The organism is Allobacillus salarius (assembly GCF_007559425.1).
In the GTDB taxonomy this organism is placed as follows: Bacteria; Bacillota; Bacilli; order Bacillales; family Alkalibacillaceae; genus Allobacillus; species Allobacillus salarius.
Window position 1 is genome coordinate 55,133 of record NZ_VMHE01000008.1, and the last position, 26,056, is coordinate 81,188.

General features: G+C 40.9%; 24 protein-coding genes. 7 read left to right on the forward strand and 17 right to left on the reverse strand.

What is annotated here, in order from left to right:
• Positions 1-4 precede the first annotated feature (4 nt).
• Positions 5-400: a glycerol-3-phosphate cytidylyltransferase gene (tagD, locus tag FPQ13_RS06320; RefSeq protein WP_144088488.1), complete on the forward strand. Its 396-nt coding sequence runs from the start codon at positions 5-7 to the stop codon at positions 398-400.
• A gap of 117 nt (positions 401-517) precedes the next feature.
• Positions 518-1,693, forward strand: coding sequence for a CDP-glycerol glycerophosphotransferase family protein (locus FPQ13_RS06325; RefSeq protein WP_144088489.1), 1,176 nt, complete (start codon positions 518-520; stop codon positions 1,691-1,693).
• Positions 1,694-1,706: 13 nt separating this feature from the next.
• Here FPQ13_RS06325 and FPQ13_RS06330 read toward each other — a convergent pair whose 3' ends face one another.
• The 3 genes from FPQ13_RS06330 to FPQ13_RS13430 all read right to left on the reverse strand — a co-directional run bounded on the left by FPQ13_RS06330 (position 1,707) and on the right by FPQ13_RS13430 (position 4,688).
• Positions 1,707-3,455 (reverse strand): aryl-sulfate sulfotransferase, encoded by a 1,749-nt coding sequence (locus FPQ13_RS06330; protein ID WP_144088490.1) that lies wholly within the window; start codon positions 3,453-3,455, stop codon positions 1,707-1,709.
• Positions 3,456-3,572: 117 nt separating this feature from the next.
• A complete protein-coding gene (locus FPQ13_RS06335) occupies positions 3,573-4,514 on the reverse strand; it encodes an LCP family glycopolymer transferase (protein WP_144088491.1) in 942 nt (313 codons plus the stop codon).
• A gap of 33 nt (positions 4,515-4,547) precedes the next feature.
• Positions 4,548-4,688, reverse strand: a complete 141-nt coding sequence (locus FPQ13_RS13430) for a hypothetical protein (RefSeq protein WP_186279574.1) — start codon at positions 4,686-4,688, stop codon at positions 4,548-4,550.
• 142 nt (positions 4,689-4,830) lie between these two features.
• On the opposite strand from FPQ13_RS13430, the gene FPQ13_RS06340 reads away from it, so the two are divergent.
• From FPQ13_RS06340 to FPQ13_RS06350, 3 genes are all read left to right on the forward strand, one after another.
• Positions 4,831-6,027, forward strand: coding sequence for an MBL fold metallo-hydrolase (locus FPQ13_RS06340; protein ID WP_144088492.1), 1,197 nt, complete (start codon positions 4,831-4,833; stop codon positions 6,025-6,027).
• Between the two features lie 24 nt (positions 6,028-6,051).
• A complete protein-coding gene (locus tag FPQ13_RS06345; protein WP_144088493.1) occupies positions 6,052-6,315 on the forward strand; it encodes a DUF3006 domain-containing protein in 264 nt (87 codons plus the stop codon).
• A 177-nt stretch (positions 6,316-6,492) separates the two neighbouring features.
• Positions 6,493-7,464, forward strand: coding sequence for an LCP family protein (locus FPQ13_RS06350; RefSeq protein WP_144088494.1), 972 nt, complete (start codon positions 6,493-6,495; stop codon positions 7,462-7,464).
• 25 nt (positions 7,465-7,489) lie between these two features.
• Here the strand turns inward: FPQ13_RS06350 and FPQ13_RS06355 are convergent, their stop codons facing one another.
• The 8 genes from FPQ13_RS06355 to FPQ13_RS06390 form a co-directional block, all read right to left on the reverse strand.
• A complete protein-coding gene (locus FPQ13_RS06355; protein WP_186279575.1) occupies positions 7,490-8,230 on the reverse strand; it encodes a glycerophosphodiester phosphodiesterase in 741 nt (246 codons plus the stop codon).
• Positions 8,231-8,405: 175 nt separating this feature from the next.
• Entirely contained in the window at positions 8,406-10,397 is a 1,992-nt protein-coding gene (locus FPQ13_RS06360; RefSeq protein WP_144088496.1) for a methyl-accepting chemotaxis protein, read from the reverse strand.
• 24 nt (positions 10,398-10,421) lie between these two features.
• The gene (locus FPQ13_RS06365; RefSeq protein ID WP_144088497.1) at positions 10,422-10,886 is read right to left on the reverse strand and encodes a chemotaxis protein CheX; all 465 of its coding nucleotides are present in this window, start codon (positions 10,884-10,886) and stop codon (positions 10,422-10,424) included.
• A 708-nt stretch (positions 10,887-11,594) separates the two neighbouring features.
• Positions 11,595-14,681, reverse strand: coding sequence for an efflux RND transporter permease subunit (locus FPQ13_RS06370; RefSeq protein ID WP_144088498.1), 3,087 nt, complete (start codon positions 14,679-14,681; stop codon positions 11,595-11,597).
• Positions 14,682-14,732: 51 nt separating this feature from the next.
• Complete coding sequence (locus tag FPQ13_RS06375) at positions 14,733-15,620, reverse strand: efflux RND transporter periplasmic adaptor subunit (protein WP_186279576.1); 888 nt, start codon at positions 15,618-15,620, stop codon at positions 14,733-14,735.
• Between the two features lie 101 nt (positions 15,621-15,721).
• Complete coding sequence (locus tag FPQ13_RS06380) at positions 15,722-16,555, reverse strand: TetR/AcrR family transcriptional regulator (protein ID WP_186279577.1); 834 nt, start codon at positions 16,553-16,555, stop codon at positions 15,722-15,724.
• 261 nt (positions 16,556-16,816) lie between these two features.
• Positions 16,817-17,302 (reverse strand): competence protein ComK, encoded by a 486-nt coding sequence (locus tag FPQ13_RS06385; protein WP_144088501.1) that lies wholly within the window; start codon positions 17,300-17,302, stop codon positions 16,817-16,819.
• A gap of 249 nt (positions 17,303-17,551) precedes the next feature.
• The gene (locus tag FPQ13_RS06390) at positions 17,552-17,830 is read right to left on the reverse strand and encodes a hypothetical protein (RefSeq protein WP_144088502.1); all 279 of its coding nucleotides are present in this window, start codon (positions 17,828-17,830) and stop codon (positions 17,552-17,554) included.
• A gap of 340 nt (positions 17,831-18,170) precedes the next feature.
• Between FPQ13_RS06390 and FPQ13_RS13640 the strand changes: the two genes are divergently transcribed.
• Complete coding sequence (locus FPQ13_RS13640; RefSeq protein ID WP_222103145.1) at positions 18,171-18,317, forward strand: hypothetical protein; 147 nt, start codon at positions 18,171-18,173, stop codon at positions 18,315-18,317.
• A gap of 52 nt (positions 18,318-18,369) precedes the next feature.
• On the opposite strand, the gene fabZ is transcribed toward FPQ13_RS13640, so the two are convergent.
• From fabZ to mreB, 5 genes are read right to left on the reverse strand one after another with little or no spacing between them, the layout of a single operon-like run.
• The gene (gene fabZ / locus FPQ13_RS06395) at positions 18,370-18,804 is read right to left on the reverse strand and encodes a 3-hydroxyacyl-ACP dehydratase FabZ (protein ID WP_144088503.1); all 435 of its coding nucleotides are present in this window, start codon (positions 18,802-18,804) and stop codon (positions 18,370-18,372) included.
• A gap of 19 nt (positions 18,805-18,823) precedes the next feature.
• Positions 18,824-19,744 (reverse strand): DNA-directed RNA polymerase subunit beta, encoded by a 921-nt coding sequence (locus FPQ13_RS06400; RefSeq protein ID WP_246065391.1) that lies wholly within the window; start codon positions 19,742-19,744, stop codon positions 18,824-18,826.
• Between the two features lie 36 nt (positions 19,745-19,780).
• Positions 19,781-20,602, reverse strand: coding sequence for a flagellar hook-basal body protein (locus FPQ13_RS06405; RefSeq protein ID WP_246065399.1), 822 nt, complete (start codon positions 20,600-20,602; stop codon positions 19,781-19,783).
• A gap of 30 nt (positions 20,603-20,632) precedes the next feature.
• Positions 20,633-21,454 carry a flagellar hook-basal body protein gene (locus FPQ13_RS06410; RefSeq protein ID WP_144088505.1) on the reverse strand — a complete coding sequence of 274 codons (822 nt, stop codon included), beginning with the start codon at positions 21,452-21,454 and terminating at the stop codon, positions 20,633-20,635.
• Positions 21,455-21,487: 33 nt separating this feature from the next.
• Positions 21,488-22,489, reverse strand: coding sequence for a rod shape-determining protein (mreB, locus tag FPQ13_RS06415; RefSeq protein WP_144088506.1), 1,002 nt, complete (start codon positions 22,487-22,489; stop codon positions 21,488-21,490).
• An 840-nt stretch (positions 22,490-23,329) separates the two neighbouring features.
• Between mreB and FPQ13_RS06420 the strand changes: the two genes are divergently transcribed.
• A complete protein-coding gene (locus tag FPQ13_RS06420) occupies positions 23,330-24,352 on the forward strand; it encodes an NERD domain-containing protein (protein ID WP_144088507.1) in 1,023 nt (340 codons plus the stop codon).
• 2 nt (positions 24,353-24,354) lie between these two features.
• Here the strand turns inward: FPQ13_RS06420 and FPQ13_RS06425 are convergent, their stop codons facing one another.
• On the reverse strand, positions 24,355-26,052 hold the full coding sequence (locus FPQ13_RS06425; RefSeq protein WP_144088508.1) for an acyl-CoA dehydrogenase family protein: 1,698 nt from the start codon (positions 26,050-26,052) through the stop codon (positions 24,355-24,357).
• Between the last annotated feature and the right edge of the window lie 4 nt (positions 26,053-26,056).

Sequence of the window (26,056 nt, forward strand, 5' to 3'; positions counted from 1 at the left end):
AAGTATGAAAAAGGTATTAACCTACGGGACATTTGATTTGTTACATGTCGGACATATTAATATATTAAGAAGAGCAAAAGAACTTGGTGATTACCTTATTGTAGCCGTATCTACAGACGAATTTAATGCTCTCAAAGAAAAAAAAGCTTACTACAGCTATGAAGATCGAAAATTCATTTTAGAAGCTGTACGTTATGTTGATGAAGTAATTCCTGAGAATAATTGGGAACAGAAAATTAATGATGTCAAAACTCACGATGTAGATGTTTTTGTGATGGGGCATGATTGGGAAGGCGAATTCGACTTTCTCAAAGACTACTGTAAAGTTGTGTATTTACCAAGAACAGAAGGTATATCAACAACCAAAATAAAGAAAGATCTAAATGCCAAATTGAAATAACAGTTATAAAAGACCTAGTCATCGACTTGGTCTTTTTTAATGACTAAAATATATACTTACTCAACTTGTAGTGTTATTTCTGATAAAATAAAAATAACAACTAAAACGAGGTGCATAATGGCTAGAGAAGCAGCAATTTTTCTTTATCTATTCTATATACGTGTATTTTTTTCTCTTTTTAAACTCATTCCATTAAAAAAGAAAACGGTCTTCATCAGTTCTTTTGGTGACAATGTTCACTACACTTCACAAGAAGTATTAGAACAAACAGACCATGTTGTCATCATTCTAAAGCTCTCTGGAACGCAAGGAGATTTTATAGAAAACGAGCGTACAACCATTATTCCGTTTAGTTTGACCCCCTTTTCATTATCTTTTATTAAGGGGCTATACCATTTAGCTACTAGCAAAGTGGTTTTTGTCGATAACTACTTTGGAATTCTCTCTGCAACTCATTTCAAAAAACAAGTTTCATGCATCCAATTGTGGCATGCCAATGGGGCTGTGAAACAATTCGGGTTAAAGGATCCTTCTATTCACTTCAGAAGCAACCGTGCCTACAACCGCTTTAGAAGTGTTTATGAGCGATTCGACCACATTGTTGTCGGTTCTGAGAAGATGGGCTCTATTTTTCAGGATGCATTTGGATTATCTTCTGAGAGAATGTTAACAACTGGAGTTCCTCGAACAGATTTATTTTTCAATGAGGCTAATCAAAAAGAAATAAAGGAATTGATTTTACAACAATATCCAAGCATCAAGGGTAAAAAGGTCATTCTTTACGCTCCAACATACCGAGAACACCAATTAAAGAGGCATTCAATCAAATTAAATATTAATAAGCTTTATGAAGAGTTAAGCGATGATTATGTATTTTTGCTTCGATTGCATCCCGCAATTGAAAATAAATATAGCGATCATTATAAAGGGTTCATCATCAACGTATCTGATTATCCGTACTTAAATCATTTGCTGTTAGTTACTGATTATTTAGTTACCGACTACTCATCCATTCCTTTTGAATTTTCCATAATGGAAAGGCCGATGATCTTTTATCCTTACGACATAGAGGAATATGTTACCGAACGCGGTTTTTGGGAGGATTATGAAGAACTTGTTCCTGGACCAATTGCCAACAATACAGATGATATTATTGAACTCGTGCAACAAAGAGATTTTGGTATAGGTAAAATTAAAGTTTTTGCCGATGAATGGAACGAGTACAATGATGGACGAGCTACGGAAAAACTCGTCAAGTATGTTTACCAAATTAAAAAAACTGAATCCTTTTAAAGGATTCAGTTTTTTATTCTAGCACAGTAAAGTTTTTTCTCCATTCATCGTTATACAATGGATATCGTTGACTACGATATATCCATGCTCCAGATGGAAAATCACTGATCACTGCCTCAAATACCACTTCTGCATCTTGGTCATCTGTCGCCTCTATAATGTGACTTCGGGTGCCATCGGCCACATGACCGAAATCAATTAATCGGTTTCCGCTATCTTCTAAATATTTTGCACTACCGATAATATTCGTAAATAACTCTTTTCCTCTTTCTTCCCCATAACTCCAAATGATTTCTGCTTCTCTTGTTTTTTCATTAATTCGATATTGAGTAGCAGCACTGTATGTTCTTGATAACTCTTTGTCCCCACGGGCCACTGCAACATTATTATCATAGATTAATAAATCAATTGTATCATCATTTTCATCCAAGTCAGGCATGATGGTTGCATCATGCTGGGCTCCTGGATATTTAAAATTTTCTCCTTGTCCTTCAACAACATAATTGTTTAGAAACTCATCATTAAAGCCATCCGGGTGCGCCAGAATCCATATGATCTCATTTGTTAAATAATCGATTTTCATGACAGTATCTTGGTTACGCCCTGATATGATTATGGTATTATCACTTTCATCATAAACGACAGAATTTTGGTGAAACCAATCCAGTTTGCCGTCTTTTGGCTCTCTGGCTGTATATTCTTCATAAGTTTCAATAGGATAAAGATCTTTTAGGTCGATAAGTTTAACGACCTCGCCATTGGTTGGATTGACTTCAATCATCGTATCTTCCATATAATTTTCACTGCCATCATTCACCGTCATGAGCCAGTTTCCGTTCGGTAACTCAGCTATATCATGGTGAATGAGTGTTTGTTCCAACCCTTCTGCTTCGCTGATCGCGGCATCATCGGATATTTTAAATGCTTTGTAAATTTTACCCATTAAATCAATTTCAAATAATCGATTGTATGCAGGTCCGCCATTATTATCTTTTCCTAAGTATAAAAAGTTACCGTTCTGAATCCTTTTGAAGACGTGGCTATTATATTGTGAGCTATACCACCGTACATCTCCGTTTGTATCAAATCCATAGACAAACTTTGTACTTGGAATAGCAAAGTTCAAACCGTTAGCAGGCATATCAACCTTCTCTTTCTTAATCGTTTCAATTGAGATTGAACCGATATAATCAGGAAGTGGTTGCGTTTCAATTGAAATAGAATTTTCTTGTGTGTTCCCATCCTCCATGATCGACTTGATGGTAATCTCATTTGTATGGTTCGGATATAAGCCTAAAATAGGCAGTTCGTGTCTTGTGGTAAGCTCTGTTGTACTATTTGATATTTCAGGTCCCCCGTCTTTTCCTTTTACCGTGTAAGTAACTGTGGCTGGTTCTTCAGTTTCAAAAACAACTAAAGCCGAAAGTGGCGTTCTGTTATAAGGGTCAAGTTTGATATATGGATCTTGAAACGTACTACCTTCACTCTCTTCGATAATTGTCTGTTCAATTTCTTGCTGGTTCTCTATGACGTCTTTCGTTGGTTCAGGGGCAAATGCGTAGTCTACTGGCTTTAAGTTTCTTGAATTTAACGATTCTCTTGCTAATTCATAATCTGTTTTTTGTTCTTTCTCAGTAGTCTCTTCTTGTCGATCTTTCGTTTGATCTTCGTTTGTTTCATCTTCCGAATCATTCATAAAAAAGAGAAATGCGATAACAGCGATAAGGCCAATCGCAATCAATATAACTGCAGTTTTCCTCATTTTATCAAGCCCCTTTAGCGATGCTTTATTACATTCATGCTATCATTATTCGTAAAAATGGAAAAACCATATCACGTAGTAAATGATTACTAAGTAATATGGCCTCATTTTTACATTTTATTTTGCGTTTTCATGTTCATCCACCAACTGTTGCAGTCTCGCTTTCTCCTCATCCGACACCACATAATACCAAATTCCATTCATTTTCGAGCCGCTTCCCTTTACTTCTTCACGAATCGTTTCTGAACGTGTTCCTCGATAGTCCATGAATAGCTTGCGCATTTCTTCGATTTGTAAGTTTGTCTCTACATTTGCTCCAAGTGCATCTAGAATATCTTGGACTTTCGTAAATGATCCGAAACTCATTCCTTTGTCAATCATCGCGTCGATAATCTGTTGTTGACGATCATTTCTACCTAAATCACCTTTAGGGTCTTGTTTTCTCATACGGGAATAAGCTAGTGCTTCAGTACCGTTCAAATGTAATTCGCCTGTTTCGAATGTTTTTCCGCTTTGGGTAAATTGGCGATTGTTCTGAACAGTCACGCCGCCAAGCGCATCGACACCATCTTTAAGACCTTCCATATTCACTTTGCCGTAAAAATGTATCGTCGTATCTAAAAAGTTCTCGACGGTTTGTACGGAAAGTTCAGAATTACCGAATGCATAAGCATGGTTGATTTTATCCATGCCTCTACCCGGAATGTTGACGTACGTATCACGCGGGATGCTGAGCATTAACATTTTATTTGTATCAGGGTTTAATGATAGGAAAATCATCGTATCAGACCGGCCTTTATCTCCTTTTCTTTCATCGACCCCCAACAATAAGGCATTAATCGTATCTTTATCTTTAAACCGCTGTTCAATTTCTTCTTTCTTTTCTTGGTCTGAATCGAGCGGTTGATACATTTCTGATACAGCATTATCCACTTGTTTATACAAATAAGCGGCGTAAATCACACCTGCCAATATTAATATACCCAGTATAATCAATACAATTTTTAAGCCCTTTTTATTTCCTTTTTTCCGTTTACGTTTGTCTTTTCTCGTTTCCATTCATTCGTTCCTCTCTATTCGTTTTTTATCCTATTAGAAATTAAACAGATCGCCCCAATCAAAATACTTTCTGAATAGGTCTGCATCTGTCTGTGTGAAATAAAGATAAGTAATGACGATGCCAAACACTATGTAGATTAAGCAGCCTAGCTGCAGTTTCTTTTTACTGTCCATCGTTTCACTTCCTTGCTTCCCTTCATTTTACCTGGATTAGTGTTTTTTGTCACCAGTTTAGTTATTTTGTTGCATTGTGTTCACGAACATTTATTGGTTCAATGAATGTTTGAAGCAATTTTTATGGGGGCAAGGATCCATCATGAAAAAAATCACTCTATTATTATTGACGTTTCTCATTCTAGTAAGTTGCAGTGAATTGACTGCAAATGAAAAAGATGTTGAAGAAAAATCGAATGATGCGCTTGTAGTTGAGAACACAGAAGAAAATAACCAAGCTGACGAGGATGCAAACAACTCAACTGCAAATCCTGAAGGTAAACTAACTGTCCATTATATCGATGTAGGCCAAGGGGATGCGACATTACTTCAGACAGTAGAAGGCGAGGAAACATTCAATCTATTAATCGATGCTGGTGACTGGACAGGTGATGAAGTGGTTCCATATTTGCAGTCTCAGTCTGTTGAATCTTTGGATGTTGTCATTGGGACGCATATCCATGCCGATCATATCGGTCAATTGGATGAGGTTATCAAAAATTTCCCGGTTGATGAAGTGTGGATGACGGGTAATGTACATACAACAGGTGCGTTTGAGAATGTGTTGGCAGCGATTGAGCAGTCTGAGGCGTCTTATGTTGAGCCGCGTTCTGGTGAAGAATTCGAAATCGGTCCGTTCTTGGTGGAAGTATACCACCCGACTGAGCTGTCCGGCGATTTTAACGATGACTCGATTTCGACGCGAGTGACTTACGGCGATGTGAGCTTTTTGTTCACTGGCGATGCTGAGGCAGGTGCTGAAGAGGAAATGTTAGCTAATGGATTCGATTTAGATGCTGATATCTTCCAGCTGGGGCATCATGGTTCGAGCACTTCCAACACGCCTGCTTTCGTTCAAGCGGTCAGTCCGGATGTCGCCATCTATTCTGCTGGTTTAGACAATGATTATGGTCATCCACATTATGAAACGGTTGAATTGATGAAAAAAATGGGTATTGATTTGTATGGAACCGATGCACATGGAACAATCGTCGTTGAGTCGGATGGAAAGCGTTTTTCTGTTCAAACGGACCGAGAAGCATCTATTGAGAGAGAAAAACCTGATTTTCTGAAAGATAATGATGAAGATTCAGCTCGCTCATCCGATGAATGCATCGATATTAATTCAGCTAGTTTAGAAGATTTATATGACATTATTCACATCGATGAAGCACGAGCTGCGGAATTAGTCGAGCTACGACCACACCATTCATTGAATGGCCTGAAACGGATTTATGGCATCGGTGATGGTCGGTTGGCCGATATTAAAGAAGAAGGGTTAGCTTGTGTGAAAGAATAATTGTATAGCTAGGGAGGGGACACAATGAGTAAATATGAAGGTGTACTTGATCGGATTGAAGATGGACACGCAGTTATTTTAGTTGAAGAAGATAAAAAGGACTTTCTTTTGCCAGCGAACCATTTACCCGATTCGATTCAAACCGGTAGTCAGGTTGAAGTGACGATTGAGAATGGTGAAGTGAGTGATATCAAGCTTATCGATACGAATGCTGACCGAAAGACATCTTTAGAGAATCGGTTGGATCAATTAAAAAAGAACAGGAACAGCTCTTTCAAAAAAAAGTAAATTTTTTGTCATACAATCTTTAGTCGGTCACTTTTCATCTCGCTTTATTTTTGGTATACTCTTTTAATATGGATCCTATTGTGCATGGGTCTTCTACTCCCTTCACAATAGGCTATTTTTTTATAGATTAACTGAAAAATCTATTGATTAGAAACATAGATTGAAAAGAGGAATAACATGGAGACTCAACAACGTTCAGAGCGGCGTAAAAATAGAAAAAAGTCACGTCGTCGAAAAATACTACTGATCCTGTTAGTGATTTTTATTTTGATTGCTGGCTATGTATTTTATGAATATTGGGATGGAAAGAGACAAGCCGAAAAGGTTGGGGCACAAGACAATGAATTAAACCAAGAGTATATGGAAAGTTTCGAAGGGGTTGAAGAAGCAGAAGGCATAACGAATGTGTTATTGCTTGGTGCAGACTCTGATGAATACGGAAATCCACGTACAGATACGATTATGATGGCACAATATGATGTCGACCGAGAAAAAGTCAAGTTGATCTCATTTATGCGTGATTCTTATGTTGAAATACCTGGAATGGGATTTAATAAGCTTAATGCCTCATTCGCTCGAGGTGGCCCTGAATTAGTTCGACAAGCAATCTCACATAATTTCGGCATGGATGCACAGTATTATGCCATTGTCGACTTTGAAGGATTTACAAGGATTGTTGATACAATTTCACCCGGTGGAGTAGAAATAGATGTCGAAAAACGAATGCAATATACAGATAAAAAAGCCGGATTAAATATCGATTTAGAACCCGGCCAGCAGAAGCTAGACGGTGAACAACTTCTCCATTATGTTCGTTTTCGCAGTGATAACGAAAATGACTTTGGACGTGTTCGTCGTCAGCAAAAAGTGTTATCCGTTCTTAAAGATGAGGCAATGTCTTTCACAGGTATTATGAACTTACCTCGTGCGGTTGGAACGTTAGAGCCTTTTGTGAATACAAATATGAAAACAAAGAAAATCTTGTCTTTAGCCTACGAGTTTATTACGAATAAACCTGGGGAGATTGAAACATTCCGAATTCCTGCTGATGGTATGTATTCTGATGTACGTTATAGCCATGCGGGTATTGTATTGGAATTGGATTTTGAAGCGAATCGACAGGCATTGCAAGAGTTTTTGAATGAATAATATGTTAGAAAAAGTCTAAACCTTATTAATTGAGGTTTAGGCTTTTTACTAGATCAGGGCAGTCACTGATAATCCCCGTTACACCCATATCGATAAATTGTTGCATCTTCTCTGAATCATTCACTGTATACGGATAAATTTTTAATCCTATTCTATTCGCTTCACTTAATAGTTGTTCATTAACGTTTGATTGGTTGATCCCAAGACCTTCAGCGTATGTGCTGATTTCAGTTAGGCTATATGGCATTTCTTCCTCTGTCTTTTTTAAAATCAATTGGTTGATTGGAATATTCGCATCCATTTCTCTCACTTTTAATAAACAATTTTGATCAAACGATTGAATCACCACACGATGATTTGTCAAATCGATTCGGTACTTCTCAAATAGGTTAAAGATGATTTGCTCGATTCCGTCAGTTGGATTTTTTATTTCCAAGAAGTAATTGAATTGGTTTCCATAAAGGCGAAGGACCGTTTCAAAGTTGACCAACTTTGTTCCTCTGTATTCTTCACCGAACCATTTTCCTACGTCCAGATTTTTGATTTCTTCGTACGTATAATCTTGAATACTTCCCTTGATGTCTGTCTTTTTCGAAAGGTCACTATCATGGTATACAACTGGCACTTGATCTTTCGTTAATTGTACGTCCAACTCCAAATAGTCCACGCCAATTTTCAAAGCAAGGTCATAAGCCAGAAGTGTGTTTTCGGGCTTATATTTTGAAGCACCTCGATGGGCAATGACTAAGCAATCTTTTTTTGTCATAAGGGTCTCCTTAATTGTTAGGTAGTATCTTTTTGTTTCAAACGTCTCTTTTATGTAGCTTTTCAAAAGCATTATATTTTTATCTTACTGAATCCCACGAAGGATGACAATTAAGAGACACTTTCAATTCTAAAAAAAGCACAGGCACCCAATTGGGCCTGTGCTTCTCTATTAGTTACACCTTAAACCGCTTCACTTGCTCCGTCAATTCTTCAGCGAGTTTTGCCAGTTCTTCGGATGCTCGGGTAACTTCTTCCATGGAGCTTGAAGATTGCTGGGCTGAGGCTGCTGTTTGTTCAATGCCTGCTGCGGATTCTTCGGAGACAGCGGCTATTTCTTGAATGGATGCGTTCATTTCGTCGGTGTTCGAAGTCATCGTTGTAATGTTATCGGATACGCTTCGAATATGTCTTGTCATTTCTTGAATGGATGTTTCGATTTTCTGGAATGTTTCGCCGGTTTGTTCGATTTGTTCACGGCCTTTTTCAACTTCGGCATATCCGCTTCTGAGTGATTCAGCGACGTCTGTCGATTCGGTTTGAACATTATTGACGATACCGGTAATGCTTGTGACAGATGAGCCGACTTGTTCTGCAAGTTTACGGACTTCATCTGCAACGACGGCAAAGCCTTTTCCATGTTCACCGGCACGTGCCGCTTCAATTGCTGCGTTCAATGCGAGTAGGTTGGTTTGATCGGCGATATCTTGAATGACGGCTACAAGTTCAGAGATTTGCTCGGTTTGGTCATTTAGCCCACCCATTTTTTCAACTGCTGATTGAACAACTTTGTCGATGTACTCCATTTGAGAGACGGATTGTTTCATCAAGTCTGCACCATTGTTCGTCATTTCTAATACTTGCTTGGATGATTCATATGCGTCATCACTGTTTTCGTTGGCAGCACTCATGCGTTCTGTAAATGATTCCATCGATGTCGATAGGTCCCCCGCACTGCTTGCTTGTGTTTCGCCACCTGATGCGAGTTCTTCCATTGTTGCTGCGATTTGTTCGGATCCTTCTTTCACTTCTCCAGCGGATTGGGTCATCTCTTCACTTTGCGCGGCTAAGTTTCCGGATGCCTGCTGTACTTGTCCAATCAAGGTTTTCAAGTTTTGTTGCATCTCATTGACGCCTGCTGATAGTTGTCCAATTTCATCTTTGGATTGAGCCTTAATATCAACTGTTAAATCGCCTTTACTCATTGCACGGACTTTTTCGGTCAGATTTTTTAATGGCACGGTCATTTGTCTTGTAACGAATAATATGACGGCTATACTGATGGCGATTGCAACCCCCATGACGACAAGAGTCGTTTTCCAAATACCGCTTGCCGCTTCATCAAATTCTGAAGTATACATTGTACCGACAATTTTCCATCCGGTTTTATCACTTGTATGAAAGACCATTTCTTTCGGTTCACCGTTATGCATATAACTTTCTTGTCCGTTTTCTGCTGATGCAACCGTATCTTTCCAAGCCTCAGTAACTGGAGATCCCGTTTCTTCCGTTGGATGAGATAGATACTGGTTGTTTTGATCGATTAAAATGACGTAACCTTCTTCTCCAATTTGCATGGTATTTGCTAAGGTTTCGAGCTCCTCTAGTTTAACGTCAATGCCGACAACGCCGGATTGATCATTTGTTGCTTGTGCCACCGTAACAACCATATTCTCTGTGTCTGCATCTTGATAAGGCGGGGTAACGATCACCTCTCCCGGTGATTCCATTGCTTGTATGTACCAGTCGCGCTCTGTTGGATCATAGCTCGAATCGTTCATGGCTGGCTGTGTATACATATCGCCTTCTTCTGTGCCGACATAAACGAATGCTGTATCTTTATTCGTTAATAAGTATTGTGACAACATGTCCTTTAGTTCATCTGGTTTATTGTATGTAAATCGATGAATGACGGTTGCTAAATAGTTCAGTGCGTCTGATTTTTGGGTAATTAGTTGGTCAATTTCTTCATCAATTACTTCAATGTTCGTTGACGCGGAATTCATTACTTGAGCGGATATTTCTTCCTTAGCAGAATTGTAGCTAGAAATACCAACTAACAATGTTGGGATGAGCAAAATAGTTAAAAAGGTAGATAACAGCTTTGTTCGTATACTCCAATCTTTGAAACGTTTGAATCGTTTTTGTTTGATTTTGTTTTTCTTCATGTTGGATTTCCTTTCTGTCTATGATTATTGGTCGAGTAGTAAATAGATGGTTAGCTCATTGCCCGCTTCAATTGTGAATGGAATAGCGATCGAACGTTTGAAACCGGTCATTCGCATATCTCCTTCAACTAATGTCGGTGAAGTGATATCGATCGTAACACTTTGTTCACTGACGATCGTAGCCAGTCCCCCAGCAATCATATTGCCAAATTCTCCGCAAAATGAGCTCAACATATCACCACTGAGCTCCATGCCAAACATGGATGTTCCGATGACACCAAAAGCACTTTGATGACCTGAAAATAATAATTGGCCTTTTATGTGGCCGGTAATACCAACCAACACGCCGAACTGTGTGTGAAGTTCTTTCGTGTCAGCACTAGGTCTTCCCATTTGCACGGGGATCGGAATCGTTTGTTGAATCGATTGAATCGTTCCGTTCAGCAGTGTTGTTATATGTTTACTGCTATTTTCTTGAGTTGTCGTCATAAGGTTACCTCGCTATTTTTATGTATTTTTATCTTTACGCCCTCGATTAGTAGCAACTCTATTTATATCGGTTAATTTGTAAAATTATTGATGATTTTATATAAGAAAGTAGAGATTTCGACAAATTCTGCAGTGTTGGTGGCTGATGTCGGGTGGCTTCATGATTTTGTCGGGCGGTTACATGCGTTTGTAGGGTGGCTCGGCGTGATCTTCAGGCGGCTGTCCTTTTAATCGGATAATTAGCAATGAATTCACCAACGTTCAACCGCAAAATCTCATGAGAATCCCTAATAAATATTAAAAGGTACATTTTTGCCGTAGCAAAAATGATCTACTTGATCTTTCGAAGAGCATTTATTAGCGGCTTCGCAATTTTTTTCGGCGGGTTTCTCGAGGATATCAACGGCTTTCTCCATTTTTTTGGCGGCTTTCTTTAGTTTATCGGCGGCTTCGTGACTTTTATCGGCGGGTTCCTCGAAGTTATCGGCGGCTTCGCATTTTTTTCGATGGCTTCACTGTAGAATTCGGTGGCTTGGAGCATGTTTTCGACGGCTCGACAAAGGAATTCGACGGCTGCGCAATTTTTTTCAACGGCTAGCCACACGGCAGCAGTTTCCGTACGAAGTCGATCAAAAGGTACATTTTTGCTCCGGCAAAAACGATCCACATAAAAACACCCAGCCATTCGGCTGGGTGTTCCACTTTATCTTATGCTTCTACTTCTTTTTTTCGTTTCTTTTTACGGTGTGTAAATTTTCGTGAGAGATCGTCAAAGAACGTATAGACAATCGGAATGAGCAATAGCGTAAAGAACATCGATACGAGCAGGCCGAAGATGATGACGACGGCGAGCGGTTGCTGTGCTTCTCCACCTTCTCCGAGTCCGAGGGAGAGTGGGATCATCCCGAGAATCGTTGTCAGTGATGTCATCAAGATTGGTCTTAAACGGCTTGCGCCTGCGTCCATGATCGCGCTGAATCGCTCTTGTCCTTTTTCGCGTAAAATATTGATGTAGTCGACGAGCACGATGGCGTTGTTGACGACGATACCGGCGAGCATGATGACCCCGATAAAGGCTGGGATGCTGAACGGTAAGCCGGTCACAAACAGGCCAAGAATGACTCCGACAATCGTTGTCGGCAAGGCGAACATGATGACGAATGGATGCAGGAAGTTTTCAAACTGCACGGCCATGACGGCATAAACTAGGAAAATCGAGAAGACGAGTGCTAAGGCTAGATCGCCAAAGGCTTCAGCCATGTCTTCCGCTTCCCCTCCAATTGAGTAATCATATCCTTCCGGCAAGTGCATGTTTGCGAGTTTGCTTTCTACATCAGATGTCACGCTTGCGAGATCTCGGTCTAAAATTTCACTGGAGACCGTGATTGTTCGTTGTTGGTTTTGTCTAGTCAAGCTTGCTGGGCCGATTTCTTGGTCGATGCTTGCGATGGACGATAAGCTAACCATCGCTCCAGCCGGTGTTTGAATCAATAAGTTTTCGACATCTTCAATCGTTGAGCGTTGTTCTTCTGGTGTCATGACACGAACGTCGAGCTCTTGTCCTTCTGTTCGGAATTGTGTCGCGACACGTCCGTTCAGCTGCATGCTTACTTGGCCCATCACTTGGTCATATGTCATGCCTAGCTCGGCGGCTTTGTTTCGGTCGATGTTGATTTGCATTTCTGGGCGGCCTTCATCAGCAGATGTACCTGCATTATGCACACCTTCGACTTCAGAAATTTCTGCAACCGTTTCATCAGCTAATCGTTTTAATGTATCGAAGTCAGGTCCAGTCATCTGGATTTGAATTGGACTTCCTGCACTGATGCCGGCGCCCATCACAGCGACATTGATTTCCGCGCCAGGAATATCTTCTACTTGGTCATTCCAACGTTTCATGACGTCTTCAGTCGTTTCGTCACGTTCGCCACTTGGAATGAGCTGAATCATGTAGCTTCCGACGTTGGAGCCACCTCCCATTGGGCCTCCTTGTCCTTCAGAGCCGACGGATAAGTAGTTGGATTCCACGAGGTCCGAATCTTTATCAATAATGTTATTGACCTTTTCAACGACTTCTCGTGTGGCGCTTAATGTCGTTCCTGTTGGTGTTTCTACAGATATTTCAATTTGTCCTTGGTCCGCTTCTGGAATAAAGGCGGCTCCGAGTTGCGGGATGAGGAACAATGTCGCGACGATAATGACGAGCGTTCCTAAAATTGATGTTTTTCTGAATCGTAAAACGCCTCGAAGCATTTTTTGATAAATGGCAATGACTTTATCCATCAATCGGTCAAACCAATAGCGTCTTCCGTTGTTTTGCATTGCTTTCGATAGTAATTTCGATGACAGCATCGGGATTAACGTAATCGATGCGATCAAGGATGCAATTAACGCAAAAGCTACGGTTAACGCGAGTGGTGCGAAAATTTCGGATGCAATGCCTTCAACGAAAATGATCGGCAAGAAAACGACCAATGTTGTCGTTGTCGACGCGATTACTGCTGGAGCGATTTCCGATGCCCCAAGACGGGCGGCTTCTTTCATCGAATAACCACGTTCTCGGTAGGTGACGATATGTTCAAGTATGACGATCGCCGAGTCGACCATCATGCCTATTCCGAGCGCGAGTCCACCCATCGTTAGAATGTTTACCGTTTCACCTGTAAAGTACATTAACGTGAACGTTGAAATGACTGCGATTGGAATTGATAACCCAATGACGAGTGTCGCCCGGAAGCTTTTTAAGAATAAAAGTAAAATTAACACCGCAAAAGCTGCTCCAAGCAATAAGTTTTGAACAACAGAATTGATCGACATGCGGATAAACTCCGCATTATCGAAAACGATTTTTGCTTCAATGCCTTCAGGTAAATCTTTTTCGGCTTTCTTAATCGCCGCCTGAATTTCATCGGAAACAGAGACCGTGTTAGCATCGGTTTGTTTTAAAATGCTTAAAACAACAGCCTCTTCACCGCTAACCATCGATAACCCGTTGGACTCTACAGTTGCTCGTTCGACAGTCGCAATATCATCCAAACGGATAAATGTTTGCTGTGGTGTTTGAATCTGTGTATTACGAATCTCATCAATTGATTCATATTCACCAGGAATTCGCAGTTGAAGTTCCTGATTTCCTCGCTCAATCACACCAGCTGACATCGACTGGTTTGCGTTTTGGACGGCTTGCATAACCTGTTGCGAGTTCATCCCGTATTGTGCAAGTTGTTGCTGGTCGAGTTGGACTTGGATTTCTTCCGACTCTCCTCCTTCAATTTGCACGGAGCCAACGCCGGCTTGCCGCTCGAACAATGGCTGGATATCATTTTCGGCTACGCGTTGTAATTCTGCTTTATCTGAACCTGTCAAGCCGATCCACATCACTGGCATTTGTGCAGGATCGAACCGAAGCACACTCGGTGAATTCGCGCCTTCAGGAAGAAATCCACTCACTCGGTCGACGGACTCACGCACATTGAGTAAAGCGTTATCAAGATTCGTATCCATCGAAAACATCATCATGACGAGGGAGCTTCCTGGCTGTGATTGTGCCTGAACTTGTTCGATTCCTTCTATTGTACTGACAGATGATTCAATTGGCTTTGTGACAAGCTCTTCGACTTCTTGAGGTGCGGCTCCATCATAGGACGTCGCAACAACTGCAATCGGCAAATCAATTTCCGGAAATAAATCGACGGATAAGTTTCTGAATGAAATAAAACCGAGTGCGAGAATTGCTAAAATAATCATGATGACGCCGACTGGGCGTTTAATCGACGTTTCGATGAGTTTTTTCATTTACGCTCCCCCCTCTTGTTTGTTCTTTTTTTCTATTGATTGGCAAGACATTTATTCGTCCTCCCCGACAATCCGTACCGCTTGGCCGTCGGAAATAGCTGTTTGCCCTGTAATGACGACTTGGTCTCCTGCAGAAAGATCGCCTTCATTAACTGGTTTGACAGCTGTCTCTTCGGATTTCATGGAGATCAATTCAACGTCAATCGCGACTGCTTGATTGTCGACGACTTTAAAGAGCATTTGCCCTTCCCCTTCATTCACAATTGCGGCAGTTGGTACGACGAGTGCATTCTTTTGAATCATTTCTTCTAAACGAACTTGAGCGCTAGTTCCGATTGGAAAGTTGTCGATCTCTGATGTATCGATTTCCGCTTCGACAGCAAATAGACCAGTTTCCCCAGCCGTTGCAGCTACTTTGTTGACCGTCGCTTTCCCTTCTTGGTCGATGGCTGACATGCTGTAGTTAATTTTATCATCTTTGGCGATAAATTCTCGGTCACTTGCGACAATCGAGAAGTTAAGTAAAACTGAGTCTTCCGCAATAATCATCGCCGCTGGATCCTCAGTTGAAACAGGTCGATCGACTTTCATGTTCAAGTTCTGAACCATGCCATCCATAGGGCTTTCTAACTCAATCGTGCCGTATTGTGGTGACTTAATTTCCGCTAACACATCCCCTTCTTCAACGGTGTCTCCTTCTTCGACATGCAACTCTTTCACTTCACCAGCACCTTGTGGAACGACTGGCATTTGATCACTCGGTGTTGTCCGTGCGATATACGTATGTTCTTTTGTAAAATCTTTCTCTGCAGTCTTCGCGACTTCTACTGGAATATCGACTGCTTCTTCATTGTTTTCCTCTTCGTTTGAATCATCATTACACGCTGCTAAAATGAGCGCTGTCATGAGGATTAATGTTATGAAAATACGTTTGAACATCATACTCACTCCTAACTCCCTCGTTAATTTTATATTGTTTGGTTTTGCGTTCAATCTACCCAAGTTGACAGTGTATGTTTTCACATCCATCTTTATGTTAATCATTCGATTAAACGGCGCAATCGATTCGTTTCTTTTTTTGTCTCTTCGACTTGCTCAATCAATTGCAGCATCGATTGAATGACGACTGATTGAGGATGTTCTTTTTGGAACTCCTCTTGTAACACTTGTATAGCCTCAATTGCTTTTTCAGTCGTTTCATTCGATTCGATTTCGTTGGATAACTTCCATTCAATCTCTTGAGCAATCAGGGATCTTTCTTGTAAATAATCGGGCAATTCTTGTATCATCGGTTCTTCATTTTGTTGCTGCATTCCATAGCAAACGTCATCCAATCGTCTGACAGTAAATGCCGCGAGTCGATCAGTTTCAAAATCAGCATTATCACCGATGAGCCAACTTGCATACCCGTTGACGATTCCATTCAACAAAATTGCGGCATCGTTCAGGTATAGCTGAAAGTCTTCACCGTAAATGGCTGCAAGGTTTTCTTTTGCCCAATTGAAATTTCTTTGTTTCGATTGTTGAATGAGAGACTCGATATCTTTATCGATTGATATTTGCCCTTGCATGAGCATCACAATCAATGATTTATTCGATTTCAATAACTCAAAGAAAATTTCAAGCTGCTTTTTAAACGCTTCTCTTGGATCGTCGTATCGCTCTTTTACTTGATCCATTTTGTTTTGCGTCAAATTGGAATAATACGTATAAATTGAAAAGATCAACTCATTTTTCGATTGAAAATACGTATAGAACGAGCCTTTTGCCACGTTGGCTTTATTGACGATTTCCTGTACCGACGTGGTATGAAAGCCTTTTTTGGCAAATAGCTCAATGCTTGCTTCGATAATCTCGGTTTTTTTATCCTTCAATTCTGTCATCTCCAATACTAGAATGACCAGTCAGTCATAGTCACTACGATACAGAAATAGATGCCATATAGCAAGTGAAAATGTTGTTACATTCCAAGAAAAAAACTAGGCTGGTCGCCTAGCTTTTTCGTGTCTTATTTTATTCTCCTCTCTAATCGCGGATAGCGAGTGATCATTCATGTCTCCGCTTCAATAGGAGTGCTCTATACACCGGTAGCTCACAAAAATACAGTTCTATCCTTCAATAGAAGTGTTCACGATTTATCCTAAAAAGCTTCCTTTTTTGAAATGACCGAACACGTGACCAGCCATAACGATTTGCTTTGTAAGCTGCTTTTTGCTGACGATGGCCTCATAGGTGAGACCATTGGCAAATGTAATGTTTGATATTGACGGGTCGCTTGGATGTGCATCAACTTTATGTAGGTGATTGTATGATATCCATGCACATTCGACATCTCGCATAATTTTTGTCGGCATAAAAATAAGTCCCTTTTCCGTATCAATTGGAATGGGCGGTTTATGTTTATTCTCTAAGATGGATTTGACGGCTTGTCTTCTACCGTCTAACGTTGTTCCTCTACTCATACATGATTGATCGACAATGTTGAATGATGTAGATTCACATAAGTAAAGGTCTTCTCCTTCGTAAATTAAGCATTGGTGTGGGTCGACATCAGGACAAATCATCAGCGTTTTTGCGTTGATCGTGTAATGCTGGATCTTTTGGATGGATCGACTAGTCACTTTCTTTTCACATTCCTTTCTACGATTTTAAAAAAATTTAGATGAAGAAGTAATCTTCTTTAATATAGATGAACTTACAATAATTTTCAAATTATTTTTACAAATTTTTGTTCTTTTTTAGAACAATGTACTTATTGTTCTGTAAATTTGTTGGATTTTCACTAGGAAAGAGGTGCTTTGTTCGTTTTATTGGAGTCACAAAAAAATGACTGACCCGTTGATTTAATCAAAGGCCAGTCATTCATTCGTTTAGTTTTCTTTTTCTTTGTCTTCTTCTTGATCCAATTCATCTTGCATTGGATCTTCGCTATCTTGGTCACCATTCATGCCTTGGTCACCGTTATCTTGACCATCGTCCATTTCTTGGTCGCCATTATCGCCGTTCATACCTTGATCTCCGTTTTCTTGCTCTTCCATATTATCTTGTTCTTGGTTCGTTGGTTCCTCATCTTCAGCGTCAGCACACCCGGCGAGCGCACCGATTACTAAGAAAAGAGCAAGTAACGACTTCATGAGTGATGATTTCATTATGTCCCTCCTAAAAGATTACTCAAGCAGTAGTATTTCCAAAGGAGAGACCTTTAATCAATTTTTTTAAGAAAAAGTATTTTAAGGGACAATTTTTGTGTGTAACTGATTCAATTATTTGCGGTCATAGAATGGCTCAAGTATGTGATACAGAGGAACACTGAAGGTACGCGAGCGAACCTGGTGGCATGCAGATTAACAGTGAACTTACAGGATTCAGGACTGAAGCACTGAAGGAATGCGGATTAACACTGAAGAACGCTGAATAACACTGAAGGAATGCAGATTAACACTGAAGATGTAGAATTTAACACTGAAGCTACGTGAATTAACACGGAAGATGCAGAAATTAACACTGAAGGTACGCGGATTAACACGGAAGATGCAGAAATTAACACTGAAGGTACGCGGATTAACACGGAAGGTACGCGAGCGAACACTGAAGCTAGTCGATTTAACACTGAAGAAACGTGAATGGTCGTTCTGATTCTTGGTATTAAAAATGACCAAATGCATGATTTGGTCATCTGAGTTACATATTATTTTTCTGGATCAACAATCGCAAACATAATCTCAGCTTCACATGCGAGCTCGCCGTCAACGGTTGCTTTTGCTTTTCCTTTTCCGATTGGTCCTTTTAGCTTAACCATCTCGACTTCCAGTTTCAATCGGTCTCCTGGTTTTACTTGGCGTTTGAATCGGCATTTATCGATTCCGGTGAACATGCCAAGTTTACCTTGGTTTTCTTCCATTTTTAAAATGGCGACTGCACCGACTTGTGCGAGTGCTTCAACGATCAACACGCCAGGCATAACCATATAATTCGGGAAATGACCTTGGAAAAATGGCTCGTTCGCTGTGACGTTTTTGTAACCGACTGCGCCTTTACCTTCTTCGACACTTTCTATTTGGTCGACAAGCAAGAAAGGGTAACGGTGGGGAATGATTTCTTTAATTTGCTCAATATCCAACATGAAGACTCCTCCTCATTGATTACTTTCCTTGAATATAATCGTAAATGCTTTGCCAAAACTCGATCTTTAAAACGTCTTGTGGGTTTTCGCCATCGCCGATTAATCCGTAGCCAACCACAAGGCCAATGATTAAACCAGCGAAACAAAGGGCAATGACGATGATTAGACGTAACCAGACCGGTAAATAACGAATCGGTCCACGAGGGTTCTTTTTTCGTTCTTCCCGCTTCGCTTTTCGTGCTTCTTTCCGATTTTGTGGTTCTTTCGGCTTCTCTTCTTTAACTGCTTCACCTGCAACAAGTGTTGAATCTTCACTTGCTTCTTGTGTTTTTTCCAGCTCACCTAATGTGAAGATTTTCGTTTCTTCATCTGCGTTTTGTGGATGAAAAATTTTGACGTAAGGAAGTTCGGCAAGATATTTTACTTCCGTCTGCTGTTTCGCTACCTCTTCTGGTGTCTGCACGGCTGTTTCGTCAGATTCAACCGGTAAATCAGCTTCTGGTATATTTGCAGGAAGCTCGGCATCTTCTTCTGCTTCTTCTGGAAGTTTCGCATCTTGCGTAAGTGCTGGTGAATCTTCTTGTGCTGTATCCTCATCGTCATCCCACGGAAAATTAATTTCCGCTTCACCACCGAGGCTTGGAGGTATATCCGTTGGTTGCAATTCGCCTGCATGGTCTAAGTTAACGGCACTTTCACTGACATGTTCATATCCATCATCTTTCTTCGCTTCGAGTTCACCTTGGCCTTCAGGTTTTGGTGGCAACTCGGTGTCCGTTTTTGCTTCAAGATTACCATTCATCGGATGCTGTTCCGTTCTTTCCATTTTTTCTGCATTACTTTTTTCAGTTGAATTGGAGTCGGCACGGGGTTCTTGATCCGGCGTATTCAATTGATCGTTATTGTTCTCTAGATTTTCGTATTTTTCATCTGAAGACATGTGCTTCCCCTCAATTCCTCTTGCGATCTTCCGTTATTATGAACGCATACTATTTATAAGTCCCATCATTTGGTCGCCAAGCGTTATTGATTGACTGTTCAATGAATAGGCGCGCTGTGATTCAATCATTCGCGTCATTTCTTGTGCGAAGTTGACGTTGGATGCTTCCAACGAGCGTGTATGTAAAGTTACTGCTTCTGCTGGGATGGCTGTAACGATTTCTTCTGCCGGAACACCCAATCCTTCAGCATCCAGGCGGTAATTTCCGCCACCGACATTTTCCAACGTACGCGGTAAGTCAATTTGAACGAGTTGAATGTTCGCAACGGTTTCGCGTTGATCCCCAGTTGTCGTTTCCAAACGACCATCTGCTGTAATTTCGATGTTGTCAAACGTATGATCAATAATAATCGGTCCGTCGTTCCCTTGGACAGGATTCCCGTTTGAATCGGTCAGCATCACTTGCTCATTATCGTTAACTGGTTGTAAATAAAAATTCCCAGCGCGTGTATACTGTTGTTCGGTTTCCCCATTGGTATTTGGCGCGTTGACGACAAAGAATTGATTGGCATGTTCAATCGCCACATCGAGTGGACGGTCTGTCGCTTGGATTGTTCCTTGGTCCATCAAAATATTCGTGTGAGCCAGTTTAGCGCCTGAACCTACCCGTATTCCTTCTGGAGTCAATCGCGATGAATCGGCATCAAACCTAAGCATATTGTCGATTTGCTGGAACATCAATGATGAAAAATTACTTTGTCGTGCTTTATAGCCATGCGTATTCATGTTCGACAAATTGTTGGCGGATTGATCCATCCGGTGCTGTAGTTGATTCATCATCGTCGCAGCATTGTACATATTTCTCACGGTCTTTTCCCCCTATTCACCTTAACGTAAACGGCCGACTTGATTTGCCGCTAAATCCAAGCTTTGATCAAACATCCGAACGACTTGTTGATTCATTTCGAACATCCGGTAAGAGCGCATCATTTCCGTCATCATTTGCTGTGGGTCAACGTTTGAGCGTTCAAGCGACCCTTGGCTAATCGAAAAATTCACGCCTTCTGTTGTTCGTGCATCACCAATCGCTGTGCCTTCTTCAAGCGCCCAAAGATTGTTGCCTTCTTTCGTTAAAGCATTCGCGTTTTCTTGGTATGCAATTTGAATGTCTGTGTTGGCTACTGGTGAAATGACTTGGCCATTTGCCGTCACTTCGAAGTTTTCTGTTCCGGTTTGTATCCGTTCATTATTCGTATCCATTACGTAATACCCGTCTGATGTCGTTAAGTAACCTTCTGCATCAACCGTGAAATTTCCGTTTCGTGTCAACCGTTGTTCTCCTTGTTCATTCGTAACCGTGAAAAACAAAAATCCAGTTTCATCTGGTGTCGTCTGATTGATCAAGGCTAAGTCCGTTGAAATGCCTGTCTCTTCAACATCGCCTTGAGTAAATAATGGAACGTCATCCTGCATATATGTACCTGTATGAAGGGAGCCTACAATATGGTTATTTGGTATATTCACGTTTCGCTTTGTCGGAAGCGACTGTGATTGGATGTTTTGAATGAGCATTTCCGGAAACGCTCGGAATGTTCCCCGGTCTTGTTTGTAGCCTGGTGTTAACGCATTGGACATGTTATTTGACAACGAATCTTGATATCGTTGCTGCGCGACCATTCCTGAACCTGCCGTATGCAATCCTCTTAACATATTCGTTCCCCCTCATACAGTTATGAATTTTTATTAACCAATTTTTCTTTTCGGTAGTTTATCAATATTGCCAAGCATAATGCCTGTACCTTTCGCAACTGCACTCATTGGATCTTCTGAAATGAATACAGGTACTTTCAATTCTTCAGCCATTAGCTGATCAAGGCCGTGTAACAATGCGCCCCCGCCTGTGATAATCACGCCACGATCAATAATATCTGCGGATAGCTCAGGTGGTGTTTTTTCAAGGACGGATTTCGCCGCTTGTGTAATCATGCTGACTGGCTCACGTAATGCTTCTTCAATTTCTGTTGAATTAACGGTAATCGTTCTTGGTAAACCTGAAATTAAATCACGACCACGAATATCCATAGATTCATTGCGTCCTTCTGGGAAAACCGTCGCAACGTTGATTTTAATGTCTTCAGATGTGCGCTCACCAATTAACAATTTATATTTGCGTTTTATGTATTGAAGAATTTCCTGATCGAATTTATCCCCAGCCATTTTGATGGACTCCGAAGTAACGATATCGCCCATGGACAATACAGCAACATCCGTCGTTCCTCCACCAACATCAATAATCATATTACCGCTCGGCTGGAAAATATCCATTCCTGCACCGACCGCCGCAACTTTTGGCTCTTCTTCTATATAAATGCGTTTTCCGCCGCTCTTTTCAGCCGCTTCTTTGATTGCTTTTTGTTCGACTTTCGTAATATTTGTCGGACAACAAACAAGAATCCGTGGCTTCGAGAACATGCCGCGCACATTAATTTTTTCAATAAAATAACGTAACATCGCTTCCGTTACATCAAAATCAGCAATTACACCATCTTTCAACGGACGAATTGCTTCAATATTTCCAGGTGTACGTCCAACCATCTGACGTGCCGCCTGTCCAACTTCTAATACTTTTCCCGTATTCCGGTCCATTGCAACAACAGCTGGCTCATTCAATACAATCCCTTTACCTTTAACGTGAATGAGCACATTCGCCGTCCCCAAGTCGATCCCAATATCTCTAGCGAACATGAACGATTAATCCTCCTGACACATGCACAAAATTTGAATTTATTCTATCATCATATTTTATCACTTTTCTTGCAAGGTGTCACACTCTTTTTGGGCGCGGTTGTCGGAGTTTCCAGCCTCATCGATGTATACCTGTTGATCCCTTATCATGGAGGGTGTGGTTGGCTCATATATTTTCAGTTTGGGTGCATATATTTTGGATTTGGGACCATATTTTTTTGCTTTCGGCACATAAAATGCTCAAGACGGACCATTTCCTTCATCTCGGGGATCATATTTATACAAATAGGGCGCATATTCTGTGAAGTCGATCCGCTTTATTGATCCCTTATCTTGGAGGGGGGGTGGCTCATATATTTTCAGTTTGAGTGCATATTTTTTCGATTTGGGACCATATTTTTTTGCTTCCGGCACATAAAATGCTCAAGATGGACCATTTACTTCATCTCGGGGATCATATTTCTACAAATAGGGCGCATATTCTGTGAAGTCGATCCGCCTTATTGCTTCCTAGTTTGGAGGGTGTGGTTGGCTCATATATTTTCAGTTTTAGTGCATATATTTTGGATTTGGGATCATATTTTTTTGCTTTCGGCACATAAAATGTTCTGAACGGAGCATTTCAGTTATGTCAGGGAGCATATTACTAGAAAAAGGTCGCATATCCAACCAAATATTTATTGGAGAAATTCATTCAAGATTGAATTTCCACATCTTAATAACCAATTCAAAAACGGTAAACCTGAAATAATGTTATTTAGCTTGTCGGATAATCACTTTATCCTATTTTGACTTCTCCTTTAAGTTCGATTTTAATATGAAGAAAGGAGTAAGATAGTCATGTTAATAAAGAACCATGAAGTACCGCTTGCCTTATTGAAACTCGCGTCTATTAAAAGAAGGCTTCCGTCAACTCACCCAAAATATCAGAAAATCTTCAACGACTGGGCATTGTATAATGCCGGTTATCGCGGGGAGTTGGCGCTCGATTATTATTTACATCGTTTTAATCAACCGGAAAATTATATGTTACATAGCCTCCGCCTGCATCATAAGCAAACTTTTCAGATCGATACGTTAATTTTACATCCCAACTTCTTTCTTCTAATTGAAGTTAAAAATCTCTCAGGAAAAGTGAATTTTGACCATGGTTTCGGGTTGATGACCAGGGAAAACAACGGCCACGTTCAGTCGTTCCAAGATCCCATCATCCAAGCTGAAAACCAAGCCTTCCTTCTACAAAATTGGCTGATTAATTTTGGCGTTTCTGGTGTTCCGGTTGAGTCGCTCGTGGTATTTGTAAATAATCACGTTCATTTGACACGTTCAGATGAGCAACATGTTGACCCGCGAATCATTCATGCCAATAAACTTGCGGATACGTACAACCAACTTCATCAGAAATATCCGAAGAACCTTTTACCTACCCAAAAACTCCGTGTCATTGGCCAAAAAATGATACAAGAAAATAAACCATTACAGGCCAATCCCTTCCAGAAATATCAACTTACGCGAAAAGCCATTCAACCAGGTATCATCTGTCCTATATGTGATTTCACACCTATGAAGCGTTACCACGGTTATTGGAAATGTGACTCTTGCGGACATTCATCAACATTTGCACATATTGATGCATTAAAAGATTTCTATCTCTTATTCAATGACCAAATTACGAACCGAGAGGCAAGATGGTTTTTTCAAATTGATTCAAGGAAGGTCGCTCGAAATTTGTTAATCAAATTATCGATGGTCGGGAAAAATAAAGGAGCTTCTTATCAACTTGATTTTAATACAGAACGTGACTTTACTTACTTGCTTTCAACCAAAGAAAAAGACCAAGCTGGATACAGCCTGGTCCAATAAAATTACTTCACAACTTCCGCTTCTTCCACAACATGGTTCACAACCGCTTCATAATGCTGCAATGCCAAATCTGATAAATCCGTTTCTTCACCAAAAGTTTGTTGTAAAAATACTTCTGTGACCGCTTTTGAACGAGGGTCTTCTTCCTCAATCATTTCTAGTGCGACGACTCCTTCAAAGATCTTTGTCATTTGAACGGCGACTTTTTTCGGGTGCATTAATTGCGTCTGTTCATCGAGTTGAACGAGTTTCTCAAGCATTCCGGTTAACTTTTGGATGGCCTGCTCAACTGGTGTTTTTAATGAAACAGCCACCGGATTCAAATTAGCAAGTCGCTCATTCATTTCTTGAACAAACGTTTGATGAATGTTGTATTTGCGCATTAATCGAACGACTTCTAAGCCTAAAATATTCGCTGTTCCTTCCCACACCGTCAGTACTTGCGCATCTCTCAATAAACGTGGGGTGACGAAGTCTTCGATATAGCCATTCCCGCCGTGCATTTCAATGGATTCATGGGAAAAGTGAATCGCTTGTTCGGCTGTTTCTTTTTTCAATAAGGCGATCAACAACCGAAGCATGGCTTGTTCTTCTTCTGAAGGGTTTGCTCCTTTTGCCATCACTTGATCAAAGCGTTCAATCAACTCAAAAGTTGCTGTCATTTCCACTTCTAATTTCGACGCGAGGTTTGTTAACGTTTCGCGGACCATTGGGTAATCCGTCAGCTTTCCACCAAAGGCACGGCGCTCTTCGGCGTAGTCTCTTGCTTCCACATAACCGCGGCGCATAATGCCTAGTGAAGCAATCGCATTGCATACGCGTGAGAGATTTAATGCTTCCATCATGTATTTGAATCCTTTTTTCGGATTGCCAACGAGATATCCTTTCGCTTGCTCAAATTCTACTTCCGCTGAAGGTACTGCTCGCACGCCAAGTTTATCTTTTAGTCGTCTGACTTTCGCACGGTTTTCCACACGATTTTCTTCCCATGGGACTAAAAATAAACTTAATCCTTTTGTTCCTTCTGGCGCGCCTGGGATTCTCGCTAAAACCATTGCAACACCAGCCATTCCCGTATTACTGGCAAAATATTTTTCACCGGTGATTTGGTAAATTTCCCCGTACATATCCGAGCCAGCCGCTTCTGCACGTACTTCATTGGCACCAACGTCCGAGCCACCTTGACGTTCCGTTAAAAACGTCGCGCCTTCATATAGCTCCGTGTCACCTGTTGCGATGACGTGCGGTAAATATTTTTTTCGTAACGCTTCAGCGGCATAGTGATCGATTAGATAGCTTGTCGCCATTGTCAATGTCACGGGACAATAGAATCCCGGTTCCGCTTGGGAAAGCAAATAGCCTTGAGCATATGAGTACACATAATTCCCTTGGTGACCAAGCTCAGGAATCTCTTTATGGACATAGCCGACAATGCCGGTTTCATACGTCTCTTTCACAGTTTCCCGGTAGCCTTCATTCACCCAAACTTCATTGATTTCATTACCCATTTTGTCGTATTTGATTAACTGTGGCTGTCCTTCTCGGTCCGTATGAACAGCACGGTCATCAATCGCACCGGCAACTCTTTCACCGAATGCGGTTAACTTTTCATCGGCATATTCAAAGAACTTCTCTGGCAACGACCGTTTCAATAGCTTTTGCAATAATGGATCTGATGTGTAAAAATTTTTCTCTTTCATTTTT

Bases quoted from the DNA above. Each gene is read 5' to 3' on its own strand.
- FPQ13_RS06330 (WP_144088490.1), bottom strand. From the start codon at position 3,455: ATGAGGAAAACTGCAGTTATATTGATTGCGATTGGCCTTATCGCTGTT.
- fabZ (WP_144088503.1), bottom strand. From the start codon at position 18,804: ATGTTGGATATTGAGCAAATTAAAGAAATCATTCCCCACCGTTACCCT.
- FPQ13_RS06405 (WP_246065399.1), bottom strand. From the start codon at position 20,602: ATGTACAATGCTGCGACGATGATGAATCAACTACAGCACCGGATGGAT.
- FPQ13_RS06370 (WP_144088498.1), bottom strand. From the start codon at position 14,681: ATGAAAAAACTCATCGAAACGTCGATTAAACGCCCAGTCGGCGTCATC.
- tagD (WP_144088488.1), top strand. From the start codon at position 5: ATGAAAAAGGTATTAACCTACGGGACATTTGATTTGTTACATGTCGGA.
- FPQ13_RS06355 (WP_186279575.1), bottom strand. From the start codon at position 8,230: ATGACAAAAAAAGATTGCTTAGTCATTGCCCATCGAGGTGCTTCAAAA.
- FPQ13_RS06425 (WP_144088508.1), bottom strand. From the start codon at position 26,052: ATGAAAGAGAAAAATTTTTACACATCAGATCCATTATTGCAAAAGCTA.
- FPQ13_RS06360 (WP_144088496.1), bottom strand. From the start codon at position 10,397: ATGAAGAAAAACAAAATCAAACAAAAACGATTCAAACGTTTCAAAGAT.
- mreB (WP_144088506.1), bottom strand. From the start codon at position 22,489: ATGTTCGCTAGAGATATTGGGATCGACTTGGGGACGGCGAATGTGCTC.
- FPQ13_RS06350 (WP_144088494.1), top strand. From the start codon at position 6,493: ATGGAGACTCAACAACGTTCAGAGCGGCGTAAAAATAGAAAAAAGTCA.
- FPQ13_RS06420 (WP_144088507.1), top strand. From the start codon at position 23,330: ATGTTAATAAAGAACCATGAAGTACCGCTTGCCTTATTGAAACTCGCG.
- FPQ13_RS06410 (WP_144088505.1), bottom strand. From the start codon at position 21,454: ATGTTAAGAGGATTGCATACGGCAGGTTCAGGAATGGTCGCGCAGCAA.
- FPQ13_RS13430 (WP_186279574.1), bottom strand. From the start codon at position 4,688: ATGGACAGTAAAAAGAAACTGCAGCTAGGCTGCTTAATCTACATAGTG.
- FPQ13_RS06375 (WP_186279576.1), bottom strand. From the start codon at position 15,620: ATGTTCAAACGTATTTTCATAACATTAATCCTCATGACAGCGCTCATT.
- FPQ13_RS06345 (WP_144088493.1), top strand. From the start codon at position 6,052: ATGAGTAAATATGAAGGTGTACTTGATCGGATTGAAGATGGACACGCA.
- FPQ13_RS06325 (WP_144088489.1), top strand. From the start codon at position 518: ATGGCTAGAGAAGCAGCAATTTTTCTTTATCTATTCTATATACGTGTA.
- FPQ13_RS06390 (WP_144088502.1), bottom strand. From the start codon at position 17,830: ATGAAATCATCACTCATGAAGTCGTTACTTGCTCTTTTCTTAGTAATC.
- FPQ13_RS06335 (WP_144088491.1), bottom strand. From the start codon at position 4,514: ATGGAAACGAGAAAAGACAAACGTAAACGGAAAAAAGGAAATAAAAAG.
- FPQ13_RS06365 (WP_144088497.1), bottom strand. From the start codon at position 10,886: ATGACGACAACTCAAGAAAATAGCAGTAAACATATAACAACACTGCTG.
- FPQ13_RS13640 (WP_222103145.1), top strand. From the start codon at position 18,171: ATGCAGAAATTAACACTGAAGGTACGCGGATTAACACGGAAGATGCAG.
- FPQ13_RS06340 (WP_144088492.1), top strand. From the start codon at position 4,831: ATGAAAAAAATCACTCTATTATTATTGACGTTTCTCATTCTAGTAAGT.
- FPQ13_RS06400 (WP_246065391.1), bottom strand. From the start codon at position 19,744: ATGTCTTCAGATGAAAAATACGAAAATCTAGAGAACAATAACGATCAA.